This window comes from Pseudanabaena cinerea FACHB-1277, assembly GCF_014696345.1.
Lineage (GTDB): Bacteria > Cyanobacteriota > Cyanobacteriia > Pseudanabaenales > Pseudanabaenaceae > Pseudanabaena > Pseudanabaena cinerea.
In genome coordinates, this window is the sequence record NZ_JACJPY010000030.1 from 1 (window position 1) to 24851 (window position 24851).

Here is a 24851-nt window from a genome sequence, read left to right on the forward strand (position 1 = left end):
ACTGCATTTTCTTGTTACTATTTTTATTCCTCTTTATTCTTCCTATTTCTTCCTTGCTTGTACATAAGTATATTTACTTACCGCAAACTTGGGATGCTCCCTCGCTTTTGTGGTGAGAGTGTGGATATTTTAGGCGATCGCTATTTGATTGAGATTAGGGGCGTAGGATACAGCACGAAATTTTCTTCCTTTGGCGATCATTCCTGCGCGACCCCAAAGATGAAATGTTATTGGAGCTTGCAGTCAAAGCAGGATGTCAGAGTATAATCACTGGGAAGGGAGTGTGTTTCCACTCTAGACTGGGCTTCCTAGACTTTTGTTAGACAGCTAGGCAATAGACTGTATATTAGGATGAAATCGAAACCCCAAGGAGAGTGGCGGCGCTTCGCCCCGTAGCTAAAAACTATGAATACTGCTGAATTATTGGTTAAATGCCTAGAAAATGAAGGCGTGAAATATATCTTTGGACTGCCTGGGGAAGAAAATATGGCGGTTCTCAATGCCCTAGAGAATTCTTCCATTAAATTTATTACCACCCGCCACGAACAAGGAGCGGCTTTTATGGCGGATGTCTATGGTCGCCTCACGGGTAAACCAGGGGTATGTCTATCCACCCTTGGCCCTGGAGCCACTAACTTAATGACAGGGGTTGCCGATGCTAATCTGGACTCTGCGCCTTTAATTGCGATTACGGGGCAGGTGGGAACCGACCGAATGCACATTAATTCCCATCAATATTTAGACCTAGTGGCGATGTTTGAACCCGTGACTAAATGGAACGCGCAAATCGTGCGCCCTAGCATTACCCCCGAAATTATCCGTAAAGCATTTAAAATTGCCCAATCGGAAAAGCCGGGAGCAGTACATATCGATCTGCCTGAAAATATTGCCGATATGGAAGTAACGGGTGAACCATTATCAATTAGGGGCGATCGCCTATCCATGTATGCCTCCTACCGTAGCCTTTCAGAAGCAGCCTTGTTAATTTCGGAAGCGAAAAATCCCTTGATTTTGGTTGGCAATGGTGCAATTCGATCGCAAGCGAGTCAGGCGGTCACAGACTTTGCGACAAGGCTGCAAATCCCTGTGGCAAATACCTTTATGGGCAAGGGCGTAATTCCCTATCGACATCCCTTAGCGCTCTGGTCATTGGGTCTGCAACAGCGCGATATAATCAACTGTGCCTTTGATGAAACCGATTTAGTAATTGCCATCGGCTATGACCTCATCGAATATTCCCCCAAGAAATGGAATCCTCAAGGGAAAACACCGATCATTCACATTGGGGAGCTATCGGCCGAGGTGGATAGTAGCTATATGCCGCAGGTGGAGATTGTGGGCGATATTTCCGATGCCCTCACAGAAATTATGCACCGTTGCGATCGCACAGGATTATCGCAGCCCCATGCCCTTTCCCTGCGTCCGCAGATTCTTGCCGACTATGAGCGCTATGCCAATGATTTTAGTTTCCCGATCAAGCCGCAAAAAATCGTCTATGACCTGCGCCAAGTGATGGGCGATGAGGATGTGGTGATCTCTGATGTGGGAGCGCATAAAATGTGGATGGCACGGAACTATCACTGCAATCATCCCAATACCTGCATTATCTCCAATGGCTTTGCAGCGATGGGCATTGCCATCCCTGGGGCGATCGCTGCCAAATTAGTCAATCCCACCCGCAAAATCGTGGCGGTAACAGGCGATGGCGGCTTTATGATGAATATGCAGGAATTGGAAACTGCCACCCGCATTGGCACGTCCTTTGTAACCCTGATCTTTAATGATGGCGGCTATGGACTGATCGAATGGAAGCAGAATATGCACTATGGCAAACCTGCATTTATCAAGTTTGGCAATCCAGACTTTGTGAAGCTAGCAGAAAGCATGGGTTTAAAGGGTTATCACATTACCGCAACAGAAGAACTCATCCCCACCCTTAAGGATGCACTTGCTCAAGATATACCTGCGGTGATCGATTGTCCCGTTGACTACAGCGAGAATATGCGCTTTTCGCGTAAGGTTGGCGAGCTATCCTGTCCGATTTAAATAAAGTATAAAGTATTAAGTATTAAGATATATGTATAGTTATCGTTGCCGCGTAGCTAGAATTCTTAGTATGTTTTGGGTTATCTTTGGTGAGCTTCTGTAAAATAACTTTTAAAATAATTTTCAAGATAGCGATCGCCAATTTTCTCGGACACCTTCATGGAAAAACAAGAGCAGGTTACATCAGCAGAACAGCAATATCTATGGGCAGTCGGACTTGATACCGACAGCTTTCCGCCCAACTCGCTCATCAATAATCGCTATCGTGTTGTCTCCTCACAAATTGTTGTTGATACCGATGCCTTCGCACTTCCAGAACTACCCCTTGAGTTCCCCACTTATGTGGTGTCGTACCTAAAGCTATCTCGCCTCAATTTGCATCTACCTCGTCCCTATAGTCTGTTGCTCATTGGCGAAGAGCTAAATATTTCTGAAATATTTTTACTAGAGAATGTGCCGATCGCCCCACAGGGGCATCTCCACCCCACCATAACCGCAGCATGGGAGCAAGCATCGGCGCTAAGGCAAGTTAATCTCCTATGGCAAGTACTAGGGCTATGGCAACCCCTCGCCGAACATAACATGACTCGGACTCTCCTTAATCCTGACTTGGTGCGGGTCGATGGGATGTGGGTGCGCCTATTGGAGCTACAGGCTGATGTGGCGGCGGTGCAGGTGGCACAACTGGGGGATCTCTGGGTACAGTGGATTGATATGGCTAAGCCTGAGATTGCCGAGCCGATCGCCGAATTTTTCTATAGCTTGGGACGTGGCGAATATGATGTTAAGTCAGCGATCGCGTACCTTGATCAGCTAGCCCGCAAAGTTATGGAGGCTCAACCCTTAACTGTACGCATTGCCAGCGCCACCGACGTGGGACTACAAAGGGAGCATAATGAAGATGCTTGTTATCCAGACATCAAGCGGCAAAAACGTTCGGGACAGTCAGAAGATCTTAAGGATCGCCTAGCGATCGTTTGTGATGGTCTGGGGGGGCATGAGGGGGGCGAAGTTGCTAGTTCCTTAGCAATCAAGACCCTAGAGCAGCAACTCAAAACCCTACTACATCAGGCTGAAAATGATCCTGACTTCTCGGCTCAAGGCTTTGTCGCCCAGTTAGAAATGGCAACTCGTGTGGTCAATAATCAGATCGTGGCGATCAATGACCAACAGCAGCGCCAAGCCCAACAACGCATGGGGACAACCCTCGTGATGGCAGTGATGCCCAGACCTCACGGCAAAATGAGCAATGAGGTATATGTTGTCCATGTGGGCGATAGTCGGCTTTATTGCATTACCCCGCAGAATATTCGCCAAGTCACCCTTGATGATGATGTTGCTACCCGTGAAACCACCCTTGGTTATAATTTTTACGCTTATTCTTCCCAAAGAATTGATGGCGGCGCATTGATCCAAGCGCTAGGTACTAGAGGCTCTGATATGTTAGCGCCAAGGGTACAGCGATTTTTTATTGATGCAGATTGCCTGTTAATGCTTTGTTCTGATGGTTTGAGCGATTTTGATCGGGTCGATCAAATATATGCTGATCATCTATTGCCAATCCTGACTGAAAATAAACCCCTTGATCGCAGTTGCCAAGACTTAATCGATAAGGCAAATGAGCTAAATGGGCATGACAATACCACCTTAGCTTTGATGCGTTGCCGATTTGCCCCCCCTGATCTAGAGGAAGATCAATTGAGTGAGGGAAGTTTTGGAGAGGCTGGGTTGCAGGCTGAGGATACCGAAAATAGTCATAATGGCGATACTGCGGGAGACGAGCAACAGGACTTAGTGACTGAGCCTGCGGGGGCTTTGGCAAATATTGAGGTTGATGGCATTGGGGCAACGGATGGCGATGAAGCTCTTGGTGATGAGGTGAAAACTGAGTTAGCTGTGCCGAAGCAAACTAATAATGCGTTTATTGTGGTTTTGATTTTAATTGCGCTGCTGCTAGGCAGTGGCTTGGCGGCTTGGCAAGTGCCACAGGTGCGCGGCTGGCTACAACAACAATTACCAAAATCTTCTCGTTAGTTCTGACAAGCGATCATAACCAAGTATTAGTCTTGCCCTTGGGCTTGTAATAGTAAGACGACCTGATCGGCGGGGACGGGACGGCTGAAGAAATAGCCTTGGATTGCGTCACAATGGTGCGATCGCAGGAAATCTAACTGCTCTTGATGTTCTACACCCTCAGCGATCGCTTTTAAATGCAAACTATGCGCCATCGCAATAATTGCCGCCGTAATTGCGGAGTCTTCGCTGCTTTGAGGTGTATCGCGGATGAAACTGGCATCAATTTTGACCTTACTAGCGGGTAAGATTCGCAAGTAGCTAAGGGAGGAATAGCCAGTGCCGAAATCATCAATGGAGATAGTCATGCCCAATGACTGCAAACGCTTGAGCATAGTTACAGTGGTTTCTTTGTCCTGCATCACCAAGCTCTCAGTAATTTCTATTTCTAAATACTGCGGCTCTAGCTCGGTTTCCGCCAAAATTTGGAGGATGCGATCGCAGAGATTGGCTTGCTGAAATTGTTGCGCCGAAAAATTGACCGCAATGCGAACCTTAGGCAAGCCCTGCTGCTGCCAATCATGCACCTGTTGACAGGAATTGCGTAAGACCCATTCGCCTAAACGCACGATCAAGCCATGCTCTTCGGCGGCAGGAATAAATTGACTGGGCGGAACCCATCCAAGTTCAGGATGCAGCCATCGCGCCAAAACTTCCATGCAGTCGATCTTGCCTGTGACGAGGTTGAGTTGGGGCTGATAATAAACCTGAAATTGGTTGAGATCGAGAGCCTGCCGAATTCCATTCTCGATCGCCACATATTCTTTGACCTTTGCACCAATGGCGTGATTGTAGATTTGGTAATGATTGCGCCCACATTCTTTGGCGCGAAACATGGCAGTGTCGGCATTTTTCATCAAAGATTCTTCATCCATGCCATCTATGGGATAGAGGCTGACCCCAATACTTGTACTAATATGAATTGGCTTATCGTCAAGCATAAAAGGACTTTCAAAGGTTTGTAAAATCAGTTGAGCAAACTGCTGAACCGATTCGACAGTCTGCAAATCGGGGATAAAAATCATAAATTCATCGCCCCCCATGCGAGCCAGAAAAGTATTCTCGATCATGCAGTCACTGAGCCGTTTTGCCACTTCCACTAATAGGCGATCGCCTGTGGCATGACCCATCGTATCATTGACTAATTTAAAGCGATCAAGATCGAGAAAGAAAACAGCTAGGAATGGTGGAATCGATTTGATTTCGCCTAGCTGTTGCTGATTTGTATAGATTTGTAGCTTTTGTTCGGCTCTAGACAAGGCTTCCATCAGGCGATCGCGAAATAGTAGCCGATTAGGTAAATTGGTAAGAGAATCGTGGAAAGCAAGATGCTCAATTTTTGCCTTGGCTACCTTACCTTCGGTAATATCTTCGACCGTGCCTTCAAAATAGAGAAGATTGCCAGCAATGTCATAGACCGCATGGACATTTTCCGAAGTCCAGATAATCGAGCCATCTTTGCGGTAAGCTTGAGACTCAAATAATTTCACATCACCATGAATTTTTAAAAGATGAATTAGTTCGCTACGAATGTGGGGATGCACATAGAGTTGATTTTGAATATCAGTGACACTATTAATTAGGTCGTTGCAAGAATCATAGCCATAGATTTTTGCCAGCATGGGATTGGCAATCAGAAATTTCCCTTCTAGAGAGGTCTGAAAAATACCTTCACCTGCATTTTCAAAAATGCTGCGATACTTTGCTTCTGCCCGCTTGAGTGCCTCTTCCGCCTGCATCTTTTGCGTAACATCATTGATTAAGATCAATTCGCAGCGTCGATCATTATACACAAGTGTATGTGCAGAAACTTCGGCAAGGAGCATTGTGCCGTTCTTTTTGTAGTGTTTCCATACTTCAGGCAGTGAGAAACCATTCGATACCTTAGCGATCGATTCTATTAGTTTGGGAATATCCTCTGGAGGGCGGATATCCTGTATGGTCATGGAGAGAAACTCAGATTCACTATAGCCATAGTGGTTGATGGCAGCTTGATTGACCGCCAAAAAACTCAAGGTTTCCAAATCATAAATCCACATTGGGTTAGGATTGTTCTCAAAGAGATAACTAGTTTTATTCTCTAGATCTTTTTGATTTTTAGCACTTTGTTCCCAATCGGTAATATCTTCAAATCGATGAATAAAATGTAATTCTTTCTGCTCTTCTGCTAGAACTGGATCTGATTCTTCTAAATGCGCGTCCAAATTTAGACAGGTGCTTTGCAGGATCTGCACAAACTGACCATCTTCGCGCAAATAACGCACATTTAAGTAGCATTGTTCAATTTCTTCAGAGAGCAGTCGCTCTTTGAGAAAGTAATAGGCGGCGAGATCGTCGGGGTGGCAAATTTGTTGAAATGACATTTGGCACAGTTGATCAGTGTCATATCCCAACAAATCGCAAAAAGAGACGCTCATTTTACGAATCTGATCATCAATCGTAGTCTCAAAAATGCCTACGGTACTATTTTCAATGCAAGTAGCAATTCGCGCCAAATTTTTGAGACGCTCTTGTTTGAGAATCTCTTGATAGATGGGGTTAAGATGTTTTCGTCGTTCAGCCAAATCGATTTACCTGACATTTGTAGCTAATTTAGTCAATGCTAGATCAATGATTTCATGGTCACTCAATGGCACTGGTAGTTGATGGATTTGCAAGCGATCGCTATAACTATCTAGCTTTTGCGCGATCGCTTCTGTGATGCCACCTTCGGTCAAGAAATACGGTAGTGCATAAATTTTACGATATCCCTGACCTATTAATTTCTCTATTTGCACATCTATTTTTGGTTCAACGCTCCAATAGGCGGCGATCGCCCTTGCATGGTGCGCCAGATCTTCGATGACTTGATTGGCTCCAGGGCGGCGGCTGCCATGGGCGATCAGCATTCTTGCAGCATCAGTCTCGACATTAGCAAAGCGTTGGGCGATTAGTTGGGGGATCTGTGGATCTGTGCCAAGGTGGGGGGCGATCGCCAATTTTGGACAAGATTCTGTAAGTTTAGTTTGGAGGTTAGCATCGGCGATCGCTACCTCCACAGGGATATCTTCACTAACGTGTAGCCCTGACAATAAAAATAAGGGCATGATCAGGATCTGGGAAATTGGGGATTGGGGATTGGGGATTGGGGATTGGGTTACTGTATCAAAGGTCTGGACAAATGCTTCTAACTGTTGGGAAAGGGTTTGGGCTTGCCCTTCGAGACAACCGCCGCCAATAATGGCAATTTCAGGATATTTAGTGCGATATTCTGGCGATTGGGCGATCGCCACGAGGTTTTGCAGGTTTAACCAAGATCGGCGATCGCTGCTGCCATGGGTGACAAAAAAAACGGCGGTGAGCATCATGTTTTCTAAGGGATATTTTATCGATGTTATCTTTTGTAAAATTAATGAGCTACCTCGATTTAGGTCTTACAACCGAATTAATTGCGGCAGCAAACTCTGTCTGAATCGCACTGTGTTTTTCTTTGAGTATTGGTTTCTGAATTATTTCACAATCAAAATATTCGCTCTCTGGCTCCATCTCAGGGATAGCAAGAAAGTCCTCTAGGGAAAAGGATGTGACGGTGGCTTGTACCATTTGTTTTTTTCGCAGCGTTAAAAATTAAATTTTTAATAAATTATTAAAATTTAGACTTGAGCGATCGCCCGCAAGCTTCTATCCTGATTCTTATAGCGGTTTTCAAATGAGTGCATACTCACTTGAAAAGCTAATCCCAGTAAGAATTTTGAGTTTCATTTTGCCGTAGACCAAATGAAAACCGCTATATGATTGCTATTGTAGGGTAAGGGTTGCTAAGTGCTGTATAGTTTAGTAGTAGAACGCGAATAAATTCGCCCGTCCGATTTTCATCTCAGCAAGCCCTGAGCTTTCAATCTCTCGTATTATTTTTGTAACGCATATCGACACTATTTACGGCAAAACTCAAGGATTAAAGGCACATCAAACCAAGCAGTTGGAGCGCCTCTATCGATCGCGGTTGCCACAGGATCGGCTGACCACGCCCGAACTGGCGCAACGTGTAGCGGCAATCAGTGCGGAATTAAAGGAACCTCTCTGTATTTACATCAATCGGCGGGGGCAGGTAATTCGCGTGGCGATCGGCACGCCCAATCAAACTAAGATCCCGCCCCTAGAGTTGCCGCGCTATGGTAGCGATCGCCTCAGTGGTATTCGTTGTATCTATGCCAGCCCTGGTATTGAGCCGCCTAGTGATACGGATCTGACGGCGCTGTTGATGCAGCGTCTCGATGCTTTGGTAACGCTGCTCGTAAATCTGAAGGGCTACGCTGAACGCGGCTATGTTGCCCATTTACTGCCCTCTAGGGATAGCGAACTGCCCGAAAATCAGCAGCCTTGGCAAGTCTCCAAACCCCTTAGCTTAGAGGCGATCGCCAATCAGGATTTTCTGGAATTGGTAGAGGGGCTGGAGGAAGAATTTGAGCGCAATTTTGCGGGTCGTGCCACCGATGATGATCTGGATCGTGTGGTTTTGGTGGGCTTAATGCAGCAAAAGGAAAAGCAATCTAAACGCGATCAGGCTGACGCGATGCCCTTTGCCTTGCTGGAGTTGGGGCAGTTGGTGGAAAGTGCAGGCGGTAAGGTGCTAGATGCGATTTGGCAAAACCGTGAACGTCCGCATCCGCAAACGGTTTTGGGTGAGGGTAAGGTCTTGGAAGTGGCGATCGCGGCGCAAACTAAGGGTGCAAATTTAGTCGTATTTGATCGGGAGCTAACCGCTTCGCAAAGCCGTAATTTGGAACGGATGATCGGTCTACGGGTCAGCGATCGCACCGAAGTAATTCTCGATATTTTTGCCCAACGCGCCCAGTCTTCTGAGGGTAAGCTGCAAGTGGAATTAGCGCAATTGGAATATCGCTTGCCAAGATTGGCGGGACATGGGCAAGCCCTCTCTAGACTCGGTGGTGGTATCGGTACACGCGGACCTGGGGAAACCAAGCTGGAAACCGATCGCCGCGTCATTCAAAAGCGGATCACCTTTTTGCAGCAGCAGGTCAATCGTTTGCAGGAACAGCGATCGCGCATTCGTCAAAAACGGGTGGATCGGGAAGTTCCTACGGTGGCGATCGTGGGCTATACCAATGCGGGTAAATCCACGCTGCTCAATGCTCTCACCAAGTCCGATGTCTATGCCGCCAATAAGCTATTTGCCACCCTTGACCCCACCACGCGCCGCCTCACCATCACCGATGAAAATGAGCAATTGCATACGGTTTTACTCACCGATACGGTGGGCTTTATCCATGAACTGCCCCATTCCCTAGTGGATGCCTTTCGTGCCACCCTTGAAGAAGTCTCCGAAGCCGATGTGCTAGTGCATTTAGTCGATGCTGCCCATGCAGGTTGGGAGGATCAACTCAAGGCGGTAGATGCCATTCTCAAGGATATGCCGATCGCCGTTGGACCGATTTTATTAGTCTTCAACAAAATTGATGCCGTCCCCGATCCCCAAGCGCTGTTAGATAAATATCCCGAAGCGATCGCCATTTCTGCCCTCAAGCGGCAGGGCTTTGACAAGTTGAGCAAGTCTCTACTCAAACTCATTGAATATGCGATCGGTGAGCTATAGGGCTGCTAACAATTACTCCCGAAAGTGTAGGCAAACTTTTGAGGACAATAGCTCATATCTCAAGCAAGTAGATCTCGATCAAAGTTTCTAACATGAGGGAATCTTTAATTTATTTTTAACTTGGTATTGATTAAGATATTACGATTTTACTTGCGGCTCTTAAAATAAAGCCTGTCTCATCTCTAAACTTTTCATTTCTTGCATTGGTGCTAAATTGGCAAAGGGGGCGATCGCTATTTCCCCTTCGTTGGTTTAGGTGGTCTAGCCGTTGCAGCATTTTTATTCCCTTCATTTGGTTTTTCAGGCTTAGAAGAATTAGGATTTTTTTTTAGAATTGGTTTAGCGGGATGTGATGTGATAGAACCACTTGCTTCACGATTGATTTTGCGATCGCTTTCTCTTACATCTAAAGGAGATGGAAGTACAAGGCGATCTTTGTACTCATTTACTGTTTTTTCGTTCGGCTTAGGTGATCTAAGACATGGCTTACTCTTATCTCGTTCGATTTCCATATATCGAGTATCTTCAGTTTGTGGAACGTCATTCCATTTCAGCATTGAGAGTAACATTTTAATGCGGCGATGATCTTTAAAGTCTTTAATAGGCTGAAGTTGTTCAACCATATATTTTTTAAAATCTAGAATAAAGACTAAACTGCTTGCCAAGTTCTCACAACTTGCCCAAGATTTGTCAGAAAAAAGACTGTTATATCGTTCTTGCCTCTTACTCAAGTAAAGTTGATGCTCAATTTTAATAGCTCCCATACCCAGAGGTTTACCCATTCCCAGCGACAGGCGATAATCATCATTTTGAGCAGTATCTAGTACCCATGACAAAGCCCCAAGCTCAATATTGCTTAAATTTTCAAAATGGATTGTGAACTTAAAAGAAATGCCAGTTTTGATTAGTTTAATTTTAGTAATCTGTGTCGCTTTTTCTTCTTCTTCTTCTTCTTTTTGTTTCTCAGGATGTTTAAAATTAGGACTACTACCCTTATGCCAATAGAGTTTGTGTCCTCTAATTACAGTTTCTTCTACGGGTTTATGTGCATAATGCTTAAGCTTAGGTTTTTCTGCCTTAGTTTCTTCTTTTTGGACTAGATAGTGCTGAAAAGTAGTTGGCTTTGGACTTGCTAAAATATGAGGAATAATAGGTTCTTGCTCGAACCAAACATCATCATTGGAAACACAATTCGCATCACTAACAAAAATTCGTCCAGATAGAGACTGATTACTATACTTTCTCTTGTCACCTCTAACGTAACCAAAAATTGCTTCAGCAATGTCAATTACTGGATCTCTATTTTCATCTTTCTCAGGATCTTTTAAGTAGGTGGGGATGAAATCTCTAGCTGTGGCGGCGTGTCCATTGCCTTCAGGAGAAAAAGGGATACGAAAGTTAGGACTTTGCCCAAAAAATCCTACAACCTTTCCAGACTGAGGTTGAGAGTAAAAAACGGGGCGATTATTTGCAAGGAATCCTGTGGTTTCACTAAATGGAGATGCTTTCTGGAAATCAGTTAAAGCATTACAGTAGTGTTGAACTGCAATAGGGTCTATCATCAATGGAGTCGGGTTAGAAACTTGTTGAAAAACAACACAGTGATTACGACGAGGTGAAGGTTCACTTCCTTGCTTCATGTTGCCACTAGTAACCACAGTTCCGATACTTGTTGGATATTCTGTTTCATCATTAACTGAATCTAGAAAATAACGATTGTCTCTATTTGTTCCTTTGTTGGGGCTTCCTGTAAAGCCGACTGACAAATATTGAGGTTGGTAAGATGGATTTAGATCATTAAACTTTAAAAAAGAAGATGTTAATGAAATACTTGATTCTTTTATCCATGCGAAAGAAGCAGACTTAATTTGTTTTGAAGGATGAATGAGCCAATCATCTTTATCTTTTTTTAAATAGCCTGCTTTAACCAAATCTGGTTTTACATATTTTTTGTATTCTGCCGCCAAAGAGTCACTTTTTTCAGTAGTGGCAACTGCACGAAAGAAAAAGTGATCTTCATCTGAAACGCGATCAATTTTGCTAAAGGTAATAATTTCTATAAGGGTTCTCAACATCCCTCTTAAACTACTACCAGGTATAACAGGTTTTAAATTAGAGGGATTTTTGAAAAAATCTGCTCTTTTAGATTTTTGTTCTTCGGTTAGCTGATAAAAAAGCTTTTCTCCAAAATCAGCATACTCGTCTAGTGTATATCCGCAGCGAATGTAGAGAGGTGATGAGGTTGTTAAAGTGCATTCGACTTTCCCTGTGTAGCGATCGCCATAATAGCGATCATGTGATGGTAAAGAATCCTTGTCAACTTCAACTATTTTGTCAGGTAGCTCGACAAAGTTGTAAGGCGCAACAGCCTTTCTGTTGTCAGGAACATGATTGATATGCTTGGGTAATTTGTTAGTCATTTTTTATTTCCTCTTTGATATTTTTTAAAAGTTTGATGATTAATAAGAATATAATCACGGCTTGTGAGAAAGCCAATACTGCTGACTCAAAAGGGCATTAGCATCAGAGTCTAATTGCCATGCGGCAGGAAACTCTGTTTGCTTATACTCACTCCTTACAAGCTCTAGAGCATTCTCGAAAGCGCCTGACAAAATCTCTAGAAAATATGGCTTTAGACTAGGAGAATCTTGTAATAAACCTTTGATTTGTTGACGTTGTTCAATGATTGTAAGCTCCCAGCCATTAAAGTTTTCTGGCAAGTTAACATACATCCGTTTTAGCAAATGTGCAAATAAAACCACCAATCTATTTTTTAGCTCACGGCGATCGCTCCTAGCCAAATTTTCGACCTCCTCAATCAAGTTTTCAAAGTCTAAACCATCAAGATCCTTATTCTTGAGCTTAGCCGCAGTCACTTCACACCATGCCACAAAATCATTGTCATACAGGGTTGATATATTTCGGATTGTCTGTGTCATGACTAATCTTTCTCCTTTGTAGTTAAATCAACAAGACGACTATGGGAGATTCGCGCCACACCTGCGTCATCATAGGTAATGTAATGATGCACAACTAGACGAACTGGTTTAACCAGCTTTTGATTTTCGTCAACCTTAATATCAGTAAAAGGAACAGCGTGTCTGAGTCCCTGTGAACCATCTCGTAGCAAGGTAAAACCGTACTGTTCATTCTTTTCTCCATGCGTTCCCCAGAGAATTTGTCTTTCTTCAATTTTCTCTTTATACTGGTCATCTGCCGTAAAGTGCGATCGCCATTTTCCCCCATTGCGCCACAGATGTAATTCGCCGCCATCTTTGCTAAAAATACGACATTCTTGCAGGGTTTGCGATCGCAACTTAGCAGGATGAAACTTAGTACATTTATCAAACAACACATCACCAGATGTCTTTAACCCATCATCATCAAAGCGTCCCCAAATAACGCCATCTTCAGCATGAGCTAGGAGATATCTAAGATTGTGTTTTTTTGCTTGACGTTCCAGCCAATCTCTCAAACCGTGATTATCTAAGAAATCAGGTGGATCGCAATGCTCGACATTTGGTTTAACAATAGTTGTACTCATCATTTTTCTCCTAAACTTATACTAGATGATCTTGAACAGAGGTTAATAGGCGATCGCATTCTTGAAAAATAAAATTAACCGCCGCAAATAAATGTTCGATCTCTTGGATACTGTAAAAGATTCTATTGCGCGTAAAAGTATGATCATCAAGCTTACCAAACTGCCAAAATTTACCATTAGAAGTAATCCCAAAGACAGTTATCTCTTCTAGATTATTCAACTTTTGGGCGGCATACATTTCTGCTAAACACTGACCCCAAGCCGCATCAAAGTTATCTTGCTTAGCTTCGATCAGTAGAAAATAGGGCTTGTCAAAGACGACTTTACCGAGAGGCGATCGCTTTGCCAAAATATACTCAGGAAAGCCCGTTAGGTTATCTTTATAGTTAAGATATTGATGACTCCACAGTGTAAACTTTTTAGCAAATGGTTTCCAAACCTCTTTGAGAACAGGGTAGATCAAGTTTTCACAAATAGCGTATTCAGAATTATCCACAACTCCTTCATTTAACATAAATTCTAAATCCGCCAGAAAGTAATCCTTAATATTAAAAGAAATTTCTTGCATAAAGTTTTCTTCTACAAAAGAAATTTCTAATTCCTTGAGAGTTTCACCGAGACTTTTGTACTGACTAAATGACATATTTTACTCCTGATGATGTATATGGTTAGTTAGTTTTATGACAAACTTTTGTAGATGGGCTTGTACTTCTACTGCTGTTTTATTCTCATCTTTTAAGTCCTTAACTATAAGACTATTTTCAGTGCCATTTTCAATTTTCCATTCCTGCTGAATCGTAGATGATTGAGAATTTAAAATTGCTTCTTTACCTTTTAAACGTCCTCGACCAATACTACTTTCACCACCAATCGGCAAATCTTCTGTCCAAAGATCCTTTAGTAATAGAAGTAGTAAACCAATTTCATAGTCTTGAGGATTCCGTAATTCTAGTTTTAACTCTACCTCACCGCTAAATATGGGCTGTGCATCAAATAATGCGCCGTGCATTGCACCACCTGTGAAACGATCGATCGCAATCCGAGTTTGGACTAGTTCGGTATTATTTTTGATTTCGCTTTCATGGACTATCAACTTACTTGCCTTAGCATCTTTATTACCATTGCCAGAAATATCTGTGCCAAAAATATCTTCAACAATTTTAAGATCTTTCTCTAATGTGTTGATAATTCTGACTGCTCTATGTCTCAGGACTCCCGCAAGACTTGTTCCTGAAATGATAGGGAAGGAAATATATTCTTGGGGCTTTTCTTTGTTAGGTCGATGAGATTTGAGATGAACTGCATCAGGTCTCTTGTCTTTAGAATATTCGGCTGAACGAATTAGCATGGAACCAACAAGGCTAAATGTTGCTGTGATGGTAAAGCGATCGCGTTGATCGTCCCCAGTATCTCCCAATATTTTCTTATCATCAGAAGGTATGGCATATTCACTTGCCCAATCTCGATCAAAAGTTAGCCATGCTAAACGTTGCTGAGTATTTTTTAGGTCAAACTCCCATACTTGCCAATTGTCCACTTTGCAACGCCCAAAGCCGCGCCGCTTTTTCATGCCGATCGCTATTTCACCTTTCTCGAAACCTGATAGGGCGATCGCTAATCCTTGTTTAAGTTGAGTCTCATCTTTCCCTTCTTCAATCAGCAACTCAAAGAAAAGCGAAAACTCAGTACCTGCTTGTAAAAATTCCAAATCATATTTGAAATCATCTTTTGCGGTTCGAGTTTTGCCATTAATTGAAACACCATCTCTTAGTTCTGCTTTAATGACTTGATCGCTGAGAGCATCGTTAATGATTAATGGACTTTGAGTATCATCATGCTTAATTCGTACTTTTTCTTTTTCTGTTAAATCTCTTTCATCTTTGTAAACAAATAAATCACCAAACAACAAAGCAGCAAGATCAGTACGTCTGTCATAGTCGTTATAGCCACGATTGTATTCTCGTAAATAGTTGCGTAAAGCACCAGCGATCGATGATCCTGTGAGTAAAGCTTTATCTTCTATACTGTCTCTCAGAATTGGCAAATCTACAGGACTATCAGTATCACCAACACCAAGACAGGTAGGAGTATCAAGTATCAAAATACCTTTAACGATAATACGTTTGATAACATAACGATGATCCTTTCTATGAGATAGCTTAGACATCATTTTTCTCCTTTATTGCTTTCATCTTTCTCGAAACTGCCATAATTAGGCGAAAAGTGTACTCCAAAGCCATTTCGTAGTTTAATACTTCTGTATATCCTGCAATTTGGATAGCTGGCTTACCTTCTAATACAGGATTATTTCCATCATTGTCTGATCCCCAAGCTGTATTGATCCAGTCTAGGGGACTTGCTACCCAATCGCGAATCTGCTTGTCAAAACTTTGATCATTTATCTTTGTTCTTTTAAACTGTTCGCGTGCATTACGGTTTAGGTTAGTTGATTCTTCCTGTTCTCCTATCAACTGGTACAAGGGTTTATTACTTCGTTCTGACAGAGACTGACGTGTAACATTCATTAATCGAGAAAGTTGGCTATTGGAAACATAAATATCTTTTGACTCGGTAGGAGTATTTAGCGGAATCTGCTTTAGAAGCAACTCATCTAACTTTTGACTCAATATACGTCTAGCCATTATTTGGGCTATCTTATCTACTTGATTATTAGATTCTTTTTGATTTGTAGCAGATTCAGATTCTTGATTATAATTTATTTTAGAAGTCTGATCAACCTGAAACTTCTCAATTTCAGCAATCCAGTTTATGCTGATTCTGCCAAAACCATCAACTTTTCTCTCCCCGATGCCTTGACTCTCGACATTATAAACATTTGTATCCAGAATTTCTTTGATCTTTTCAAATACAAAAACACTCCCTGCTGTGATGGATGGAACTTGAGGCAGTGGCAAGCCCCATTTACGATTAAATCCTCCTACAACTTCGACATTTGCATAGGAGTCTAGATATTTTAAATTTGTCCCTAACGATTCAGAAAGTTCTTTGTTAAGAATCTGCGGATCGGTAGTTGGCTGACCAAAATCATCGCGTAAGATTAAGTTACTTAAAAGCGTAACAGTTAACTTAGGTTGACTGCTTCTCTCTTCCCAATCTAATCCTACTTCGTTCCAACTATCATCTTCTAATAGCTGGACTGTAACATGACCATAACCAGCACTTTGAGAGCCACCTAACCACAAATCTTTTCTTTGCAATAGTGACCTGATAATATCAGCATCTTCATCGCGATTGCATAAAACCATTGCCTGAAATGTTTGTTCTGCATCAATGGCATCATATCGAAATACAGCGCCACTTCCTTCAATACCTCTACCAAGTTTGCGATCGCGTTGATTGTGAATATTGATTCTCCGTTTAACTTTATGTAAGCGAATATTATTTTCATCAATTACACAAAACCCCTGTACTTGTTTAGGAGATTCAATAGTTTTTTCAATTTGGTTGACAACTTCTTTAGGCTCATCATCCCTTTTAGATTTGCATAAACAGTTTGGGATTGGCAAGCTACGTCTTTCTTGCTCTTGATCCCATAAATAGGCATTGAGGTAACGAGTTGTACCATCAAAAAATAGTCGAACCACATCTGAGTTATCAAGAATGTCTGATTCAGTAGGCTGATATTGCTTAAGGTAACGTCCAATTAATGCGCCCCGCAGCATACTACCAGGAATGTAAGGGTAAGATACATCACTGTTGGGATCGCCTTGTAATGAGGTAGCTAGGATTGGTTGTTTTGTATGTAATAAAAAATTAACTGCTTTCATGGGCTTTCCTTAATTGAAATTTTGAAGATACTTTTTTCGTGTCTCTGGATCAATCTCTAAATTGTTTTGAAGAAGATTACATCGCACATTACCTCTCCCTCGATTGCGACCGCTACCAATACGCCTAAGAGCAAGTGAGCCGACATATAGTAAAGCTTTCATCTCTTCTGTTGGCTCTGAGTCAAACAAGAAATTGGCTGTAAACTCCAGACCTCGAATAATTACACGAGACGATCGCAAACTATGATCAACCGCAACGCCACTTTCAGAATTAATAGCAGTTTGTCGGCGAATAGCAGTTAAAGAACTTAGAACATCATCACGAGTTGGAAATTTATTTTTACTTTCATCTTGTTCTTGTTGCCTTACAATTGCTTGACGTAAATCTGGCGGTAAACAAGCATCGCCAACGTGCATTTTTGCCATATTTTCAGTAATGCTACCAGCTTCTCCAAATAGATCATGTCGCACCTTTATCCATTGTTTGCGTTTCGCATCCTCTAGCCGATCAATATATAAAGCTATAAAATTATCACACTCCTCACTGAGTAATCCTTTGAGAGTTCTGCCTCGTAAATATGGAAACCCATAGCGATCATGTTCCACTTCTTGATCGACTAAACCAGCAACTCCATCTCCACGTCCGAAGGTTGTATCACTCAAAAGTGTAATTTTTAATGAGTACATAATTATTCTCCCATTGGAATGTAAAAGTCCATTGCCTCAATAGCATCAAAGTAGTAGCACTTACTGTTAAGCCAACCCTTTTCTCTTAGAGTTGATTCTACTCTTGGAAATTCTGGTAATAGCTCTTTCCCATAGATTTCCAGAAACTTTTTGGTTGCATCCTCGCCTTGGGTCAAAATTTCTCTGAGAGCCATTACCTTATTGTGCTTATCTTTCCATTCTTTTCCTTCTTTAAAGCACTGTATGACATTGGTAAAATCTTGCCAAATAACTTTGATTTTTCCTCCATACTCATGCGATCGCATAGGTCGAATCGTTAGCATACTATCTTGATACTCACGGCTGCGAATTTCATCAATATCCCCTAATAGACCGCTTGCTGCAATATGCCAATCCAAAGCAGAAAAAATAGGGTTCCGAGAACTATAGTTGTCTGTTTCATCTCTTACAAGTTTCTTAGCTTTGCTACATAATGCTTCACTTAGCTCGTAAGCTCTTGCAAAGGGATAGTGGGTTTTCACAATAGCAATACCAGCACAGGCAGTCGCTTTACTTTTCTTACCTTGACCATCAGGTAGATTTTCTGTGAGCCTTTCAAATTCCTTGAGAAACTTAACTGCTAGAGACAACCCAATACGTCCATCACAAACGAATGTGACATCATCGCCCCCGTAAATAATTGGGCGAAAAGGGATAAAGTTCTGTTTAATTTGAAATTTCCCTTTAACTTTTTTCTCTGAGTCAATGGATTCGACAACTAAATGCCCAACTAGTTTTAATGCTGTTTCTGTGGCAAAGCTAACATCCCTAGAAAGGTTACGCATTGCTTTAACAAAATCACGATTACCTTCTGAAGGCAACTTATTCTCATATTGCTCTTTTCCTACATTCTCGAATCTCTTACCCATCTGATTACCGTCAATATGCACAACAGCGATGTAGCTACTTTCTTGCTCAGAACGCCCTAAATCGTCAACATCATAAGGAACTTCAAAAGAATTACCATCTAGAATAATCTGCTTAAGTTCTTTATTAGAATTTTCCGCATTTGCTAACTTTGCTAACACTTCTTCAGAAACAAGTCTGCTAGTACCATCTATCTCTCTACTACCAACCGCAACTAATCCAGTTGAAATACAGTTTGCTGTGACACTCAAGCCTAGCAAAGGAACTGAAGAAAGTGGGTTTCGCTTTTGCTTGCCAAGCTTTGTCTTAATTAGATTTTCGGCGATAACATCTAATAATTTATGTGTTTCCCAATCAAAGATGTGATGAGCAACCGCAAGATTTAAACCACGAGCTTTTTGCAATACTGTTTTTGTAAGTTTCCTTGTAAACTCTTTAGCATTTTCCTCATGCCTAAACAACAAAACAGTGTTTCCACCACCTGCATAGACTATCTCAGCAATAATACTGGGATCTTCTGTAATAATGAGATCGACATCTAAATTATTTTCAGGTATATATACATTACCAAGTGATTCAAAACATTCACGAAGCCAACTACCTTTGACTTGGTAATCGGTTGCCAGTTTAACCAAATGAGAAGCGCCAACATTTTCTTTTAATCGGTTACTCCCAAAAATATATTTTTGAATTCCAGTTGTATCAACAATTGTTGCAGTAAGGTTAGGCATGATTTTCTCAGTTTAGTAAGGTTCGTCTTGAATCCAGTTGGAAATTGATTGTGATAGCTTCCTGAGATGCTTTTTCCCAAAGACAGCAATTTTACGATCTTGCGTCAACACTTTCATTTGCTTTTCTAGGCGATTCGGGTCATAGTGTGGACAAATGACAGCAACTCTTGCTTCTGCCCCTCCTAACTGTCTTGCTCGGACATAAGCCTCAAAAAGCTTTTCTTTACAGGTGTCATCATGTATTGAAGTGGTACAAGATAGAGCAAACAGTTGATGACCTCTTCTAAAAGCAACATCAAATTCAAACTTATCCCAATCCGCATCAGGGTTGTCTGAATCTTCAATATGAAAAGACATAGCTGTTTCATCAATTTTGAGATTTCTAATTTGTTGCACCTGAGAAAGTACATAATGTTCCACCCATCCATAGTTTAGCCAATCACAAAAATGACTGATTAGTTTAAAGCCATAATTTTTAGCAATCCTAAGAGGGAATTTATTACTCGTTAGATTTAAGTGCTTTTTTAAGACAATTATTACTCTCTCAGGTAGTTTGCTTAAATCAATCTCTACATTTTCAAGATGGTTTTCATTACGCCAAAACTTTCCATTTTTTGCTTTACCTAATCCATCCTTATCAAGAGACCATTTCAAATAGGATTCGGCAATTTCGTCTCGTCTTTGTAAATAGAGTTCAAGAAGTTCCTTAGCTGCATTTATCATACAAGGACTTGAAATTGGAGGTTTATCTTCTTTCCAGTGCAAATCATGAAGATCAAAAAGCCTCTCAAAAGATATATCGAGAAGACTTCTTATGTCATTATCCATGATATCTATAGGACAGGGCTTAGCTTTCTGATCGATCAGCATCTTAAGACTACGAGGATCTAGGTAGCTAAATTTAGGCTTAGGCTCTAGTCCAAGATTAAGAAATGCTTGATAAGCATGAACTGCCATTGCCTTTGTTCCACCTGTATAGTTCAGACCAAAACTCTGACTAGGCTGTTGCTTTTGAATTTCTCGCACCTTTTGCTTGATCAGTTCCTGAATTTTAAACCCATTGGACTCGTTTCTTTCTAGTGGTACTCTTTCGTTTTCAGTAGTACCTAAAATTTCTTGCAGCTTATTAGCAGCGCCTTCAGTGTGTTCGGTATAAACTAGATATGGTTTACCGCCAGATTTGAGCAGAGTTTTTGCCGCAACATAGTTTGGTAAAGGGTTTTCGCCGATGAGGAGGAATAGGTGATCGACTTTGTATTTATCTAGCTCAGGGTTAGTCATAGGTTTTACGCAATATTGATTTCCAAGAAAAATTAGTGTTGATAATATTTAAGCAGAAAAGCGATCGCTTGCCTCAAAAAATTTAGCCATTACTCCAAAATACCAACCAAAATTTGCATAAGTTCGTCAAGATCGCCGATCGCTCTGAAAATATTGACATCTTGAGTAATGGACTTCTCAACCCGATGCAAACAGCTAAATTGCCACACACTCCCAATCGAGACAGCCCCATAAAGAATAGGATGATCATTCTCTAACCAACGTTCGAGGGCAATTAGCTCCGTTGCCAGTTGGACAAAACCACGCTGGAGATTCTCGTCCTTAGCTTCAGTTACTAACAGCGATCGCTTAGTTTGAATGAAATAATCTAAAGCCCCTTTAAGTTGACGATCAACGGTAGTTGATCAATCCGTTTATACTTTCCCACGCCGCCACTGTCATCAACCAGACGATTGCACTTAACAGGACAGTAATAAATCTTGCCGAAGTTGTCAATTTCCGCCATCAGTCGTTGCGTGGCATACCAACTATCCATCAACACAGTCTGAAATGGTAATTGCTTGCTATGGACTAACCCCTTGAGCATATCGGACACATGGTCTAATTTACTCTTGCCATCACCATTAGAGTCATAAATCCGATAGTCTACCACCCAAAATTCATGTCGTTTGAAATTGACATAGATTACAGTTAACCAATTGACACAATCGTTGGTTTCACGTTTTCCCACAACAGTCTCGGCGTTAATTTCCCTGTTTTTAGGTTTGATCGTAAAGCGTCATGAGTGTTGTTAAGCCAAAAATTGTGGGCTGTTTGGCTGAATTTATATAGCAACTTCGCGATCTCTTTGCCATTTGGTGATTTTCCTTGATAAAGTCTTTGGTAAGGTGTGACGGATCGAGACTTAGCTCTTCGTAATTTGTTTTTCTCAATTTACAAATTGACTGCTCATGACAATTTCTGCTTTTGCCGAATCCATAACTTTTCATAGCAGAAAATAGCTATAAGCAATACTAATTATGATCAAAACCACAATTAAGAAGATCGCAGTAGTCGGGGTTTTGCCGCTAATGGGTGGCATTGTGTCGGCACTTGACGCAGCCATCCTAGCGCAAACATTGCCTAGTCCCACATCTTTAAGTCAAACCATCGCCCCAAATAGCGTTCCTAAAGATATCCAAAGCGATCCCCTTGCCAATACACCACTTAAATTAGTAGAACAGGCAAATAGCTTGCGGGAACAAAACCAATTGGATCGGGCGATCGCCCTCTATCGGCAGGCGATCGCCGCTAGTCCAGAACTCGTACCCGCTTACTATGGTCTAGGGGTGACATTGCGCCAAAAGGGGGATTTGCAGGGGGCATCGGCAGCACATAAACGAGCGATCGCCCTTGATCGCAACTACACTCCCGCCTACTACGGTCTAGGCATTGCGCTATATCAGCAAGGAGATGCTACGGGCGCGATCGCCGCTTATAACCAATTTGTACAACTGAGTAAGGGGGAAACGAATCTGGCTCCCGTGCATTACAACTTGGGACTAGCCTATGATCGGCAAAATAATCTGGATAGCGCGGTAACAGCCTTTCGCAAAGCCATTGAATTTGATGGTAAATATGCCCTTGCCTACAATGGACTAGGGGCAGCCCTGAGGAGACAGGGCAAGCGCTCTGAGGCGATCGCCGCCTATCGTAAAGCGATCGAGCTTGCACCCCAATATGCCGTTGCTCATTTTGCCCTTGGCATCTCCCTTTACGAAGAACGAGACTATAAAGGCGCGATCGCTGCCTATCAAAAGGTGACAACCCTCGACAGCAATTTCCCAAATGTTTATTACAACTTGGGGTTGGCTTACAATCAGGCTGGGGAATGGGGTAATGCCATTACCGCATTCCAGAGAGCAAGTACCCGTGATCCCCGCAATGCCGATATTTTTGCCGCTTTGGGCAATGCTTGGTTACGGGAAGACAATGTGACGGAAGCCGCCGCCGCCTTTAAACGCAGTGTCGAGATTAATCCTAAGGTTGCCAGTACCTTCAATGGTCTAGGGCTGGCATTGCGCCGCCAAGGTGATCTGACTGGGGCGATCGCCGCCTACGAAACCGCAATTGCACTCAATCCCCAATATACGGCCGCCTACAATAATTTAGGGCGTGTTCTCTCCGATCAAAATCGTACTGCCGATGCCATCAATGCTTTCCGTCAGGCGATCGCCCTTGACCCACGCAATGCTGTCGCCTACAGCAACCTAGGGAATTTACTGCGTTCCCAAGGCAATAGTGACGAAGCGATCGATGCTTTCTCAAAGACCATAGCGATCGGTAAAGAAGATCTATGGGTGGATTACACCAGTCTCGGACTCGCCTACGCCGATCGCGGTCGCTTTGGTGAAGCCCAAAATGCTTACTTCAAAGCCCTATCCCTTAACCCCAACTTTGCCAAGGCACATTTTGGTTTAGGTGCTTTATACACCCTCAAAGGCGAAGTTAGCAATGCCATCCGTTCCTACCAAGAGGCACTAAAACTCTACGAAGAAAACCGTGATGCCGAATGGATTAAACGCACCCAGCAAGCCATTCAGTCATTGCAAGGAATCACTTAAAAAACTATAAAAGCGGCGCGAAGCGCCGCTTTTATAAATTTAAAAACCCATCACCTTGGCAACACTAGTGATATCTGGCGACACACCCTTATGTAATTTTTCATCACCCGCACAGGCGATCGCTGTGTCAGGATCTTTAATGCCATTACCAGTCAATACACAGACAATCGTTGCCCCTGAAGGGATTTGATCGCTGACCTTGAGCAAACCTGCGACCGAGGCAGCACTAGCTGGCTCACAGAAAACACCTTCCTCACCCGCCAAAAACTTATAGGCAGCAAGGATCTCCACATCCGTCACGCTATGGAAAGCACCACCACTTTCCGCACGCACATTCAGCGCTTTTGCCCAGTTAGCAGGGTTGCCAATTCTAATAGCGGTGGCGATCGTCTCAGGCTTTGTAAAGACCTGACCCGTCACCAATGGCGCAGAACCTGCCGCCTGAAAGCCCATCATCTTCGGCAATTTCTTCGCCTTACCCGAAGCATAATATTGATTAAAGCCCATCCAGTAAGCTGTGATATTCCCCGCATTACCCATAGGAATGCAGAGCCAATCAGGGGCATCGCCGATCGCCTCTACCAATTCAAAGGCAGCCGTCTTTTGTCCTTCGAGACGATAGGGATTGACCGAGTTAACTAAAGTAATCGGAAACTTTTCCGACATCTCGCGCACAATTTCCAACGCCTGATCGAAATTGCCATCGATCGCAATTACTTCTGCCCCATAAATTAATGCCTGACTCAACTTGCCAAGGGCAATCTTGCCATCGGGAATCAACACAAACGCCTTCATGCCGCCGCGCTTCGCATAGGCCGCCGCCGCCGCCGAAGTATTGCCCGTACTCGCACAGATTACCGCCTTAGAGCCAGCCTCCTTTGCCTTCGAGATCGCCATCGTCATACCGCGATCCTTAAAGCTGCCCGTGGGGTTCAAACCATCATATTTAAGTAACACCTTAATATTTCGCCCTAGTCTCTCACTCAAGGCGATCGCAGGAATCAAAGGCGTATTGCCTTCATGCAAAGTCACAATCGGTGTTTGGTCGGTCACTGGCAAATAATCAGCATAGCGGCATATCAGTCCAGGCCAACCATTAGGAACTGTTGAGGTGGGGTAAAGATCAAGACGAGTATCAATCACGCTTTCTTAGGGGCTATAAAAAATTTTTAACAGTAAATCCTAGTTTAGCTCTATAGACCGTGGAAAATCTAGCCTAAAAACTTACTCTGAGTACAAATACTCTATACCAAGTTCGATCCGCCCCCAAAATATCAACCCTAATCTGTCTACAACAGGAAGAAAACATCAAGCTGAATCTAACAGATTAATATTACTTAATATCGTCAGCTTATTGCCGACCCTTTCACTTGCATCTTTAATTTATATTTAAATTTATATTTAAATTTATATTTTTTATTTGTATAGAAGTGATTAGGATTGCTTATGCTGTTTTAATTTTGTCGAAAAAATTGTAGCAATAATTTTAGATTTCAAAGTAATTATGTATCAGCACACTGCAAAAATCACCTTTGCCATAATTACCCCATCTAACACCAACTATGGGCGGATCGGCTGATTTAGCAGTGCATTCACCCG

General features: G+C 42.5%; 18 protein-coding genes and 1 pseudogene. 5 read left to right on the plus strand and 14 right to left on the minus strand.

Translation table 11 applies throughout. From position 1 onward, the window contains the following. Positions 1-93 precede the first annotated feature (93 nt). From H6F44_RS10935 to H6F44_RS10945, 3 genes are all read left to right on the plus strand, one after another. Entirely contained in the window at positions 94-267 is a 174-nt protein-coding gene (locus H6F44_RS10935) for a hypothetical protein (RefSeq protein WP_190350994.1), read from the plus strand. A 138-nt stretch (positions 268-405) separates the two neighbouring features. Continuing rightward, on the plus strand, positions 406-2046 hold the full coding sequence (locus tag H6F44_RS10940; protein ID WP_190350995.1) for an acetolactate synthase large subunit: 1641 nt from the start codon (positions 406-408) through the stop codon (positions 2044-2046). Positions 2047-2205: 159 nt separating this feature from the next. Then, positions 2206-4080: a protein phosphatase 2C domain-containing protein gene (locus H6F44_RS10945; RefSeq protein ID WP_190350996.1), complete on the plus strand. Its 1875-nt coding sequence runs from the start codon at positions 2206-2208 to the stop codon at positions 4078-4080. 26 nt (positions 4081-4106) lie between these two features. Here H6F44_RS10945 and H6F44_RS10950 read toward each other — a convergent pair whose 3' ends face one another. Both H6F44_RS10950 and H6F44_RS10955 read right to left on the minus strand, forming a co-directional pair. Then, positions 4107-6683: a sensor domain-containing protein gene (locus H6F44_RS10950; RefSeq protein WP_190350997.1), complete on the minus strand. Its 2577-nt coding sequence runs from the start codon at positions 6681-6683 to the stop codon at positions 4107-4109. Between the two features lie 6 nt (positions 6684-6689). Next, positions 6690-7463 carry a sirohydrochlorin chelatase gene (locus H6F44_RS10955; RefSeq protein ID WP_190350998.1) on the minus strand — a complete coding sequence of 258 codons (774 nt, stop codon included), beginning with the start codon at positions 7461-7463 and terminating at the stop codon, positions 6690-6692. Between the two features lie 560 nt (positions 7464-8023). Here H6F44_RS10955 and hflX point away from each other — a divergent pair. Continuing rightward, positions 8024-9712, plus strand: coding sequence for a GTPase HflX (gene hflX, locus H6F44_RS10960; RefSeq protein WP_190351028.1), 1689 nt, complete (start codon positions 8024-8026; stop codon positions 9710-9712). Positions 9713-9945: 233 nt separating this feature from the next. On the opposite strand, the gene H6F44_RS10965 is transcribed toward hflX, so the two are convergent. The 11 genes and pseudogenes from H6F44_RS10965 to H6F44_RS11015 all read right to left on the minus strand — a co-directional run bounded on the left by H6F44_RS10965 (position 9946) and on the right by H6F44_RS11015 (position 21638). Continuing rightward, complete coding sequence (locus H6F44_RS10965) at positions 9946-12132, minus strand: TIGR03986 family type III CRISPR-associated RAMP protein (protein ID WP_190350999.1); 2187 nt, start codon at positions 12130-12132, stop codon at positions 9946-9948. A gap of 54 nt (positions 12133-12186) precedes the next feature. Next, entirely contained in the window at positions 12187-12651 is a 465-nt protein-coding gene (locus H6F44_RS10970) for a DUF29 domain-containing protein (RefSeq protein WP_190351000.1), read from the minus strand. 2 nt (positions 12652-12653) lie between these two features. Further along, the gene (gene csx19, locus H6F44_RS10975; RefSeq protein ID WP_190351001.1) at positions 12654-13256 is read right to left on the minus strand and encodes a type III-D CRISPR-associated protein Csx19; all 603 of its coding nucleotides are present in this window, start codon (positions 13254-13256) and stop codon (positions 12654-12656) included. 16 nt (positions 13257-13272) lie between these two features. Next, entirely contained in the window at positions 13273-13899 is a 627-nt protein-coding gene (locus tag H6F44_RS10980; protein ID WP_190351002.1) for a hypothetical protein, read from the minus strand. A 3-nt stretch (positions 13900-13902) separates the two neighbouring features. After that, positions 13903-15423: an RAMP superfamily CRISPR-associated protein gene (locus H6F44_RS10985; RefSeq protein ID WP_199302087.1), complete on the minus strand. Its 1521-nt coding sequence runs from the start codon at positions 15421-15423 to the stop codon at positions 13903-13905. Continuing rightward, positions 15416-17044 (minus strand): RAMP superfamily CRISPR-associated protein, encoded by a 1629-nt coding sequence (locus tag H6F44_RS10990; RefSeq protein ID WP_190351004.1) that lies wholly within the window; start codon positions 17042-17044, stop codon positions 15416-15418. Before H6F44_RS10990 ends, H6F44_RS10985 begins: the two co-directional genes overlap by 8 nt. A gap of 9 nt (positions 17045-17053) precedes the next feature. Continuing rightward, a complete protein-coding gene (locus H6F44_RS10995; RefSeq protein ID WP_190351029.1) occupies positions 17054-17737 on the minus strand; it encodes an RAMP superfamily CRISPR-associated protein in 684 nt (227 codons plus the stop codon). Next, a complete protein-coding gene (locus tag H6F44_RS11000) occupies positions 17734-19368 on the minus strand; it encodes a Cas10/Cmr2 second palm domain-containing protein (RefSeq protein WP_190351005.1) in 1635 nt (544 codons plus the stop codon). Before H6F44_RS11000 ends, H6F44_RS10995 begins: the two co-directional genes overlap by 4 nt. 12 nt (positions 19369-19380) lie before the next feature. Then, entirely contained in the window at positions 19381-20649 is a 1269-nt protein-coding gene (locus H6F44_RS11005; protein ID WP_190351006.1) for a Card1-like endonuclease domain-containing protein, read from the minus strand. 397 nt (positions 20650-21046) lie between these two features. Continuing rightward, positions 21047-21310 (minus strand): annotated as a pseudogene (locus H6F44_RS11010) (IS701 family transposase); the annotation flags it as partial. Between the two features lie 97 nt (positions 21311-21407). Then, positions 21408-21638 carry a hypothetical protein gene (locus H6F44_RS11015; protein ID WP_190351034.1) on the minus strand — a complete coding sequence of 77 codons (231 nt, stop codon included), beginning with the start codon at positions 21636-21638 and terminating at the stop codon, positions 21408-21410. A 30-nt stretch (positions 21639-21668) separates the two neighbouring features. Here H6F44_RS11015 and H6F44_RS11020 point away from each other — a divergent pair, with 30 nt between their 5' ends. Further along, complete coding sequence (locus H6F44_RS11020) at positions 21669-23252, plus strand: tetratricopeptide repeat protein (RefSeq protein WP_190351007.1); 1584 nt, start codon at positions 21669-21671, stop codon at positions 23250-23252. A gap of 39 nt (positions 23253-23291) precedes the next feature. Here H6F44_RS11020 and thrC read toward each other — a convergent pair whose 3' ends face one another. Further along, on the minus strand, positions 23292-24395 hold the full coding sequence (gene thrC / locus H6F44_RS11025; protein ID WP_190351008.1) for a threonine synthase: 1104 nt from the start codon (positions 24393-24395) through the stop codon (positions 23292-23294). Between the last annotated feature and the right edge of the window lie 456 nt (positions 24396-24851).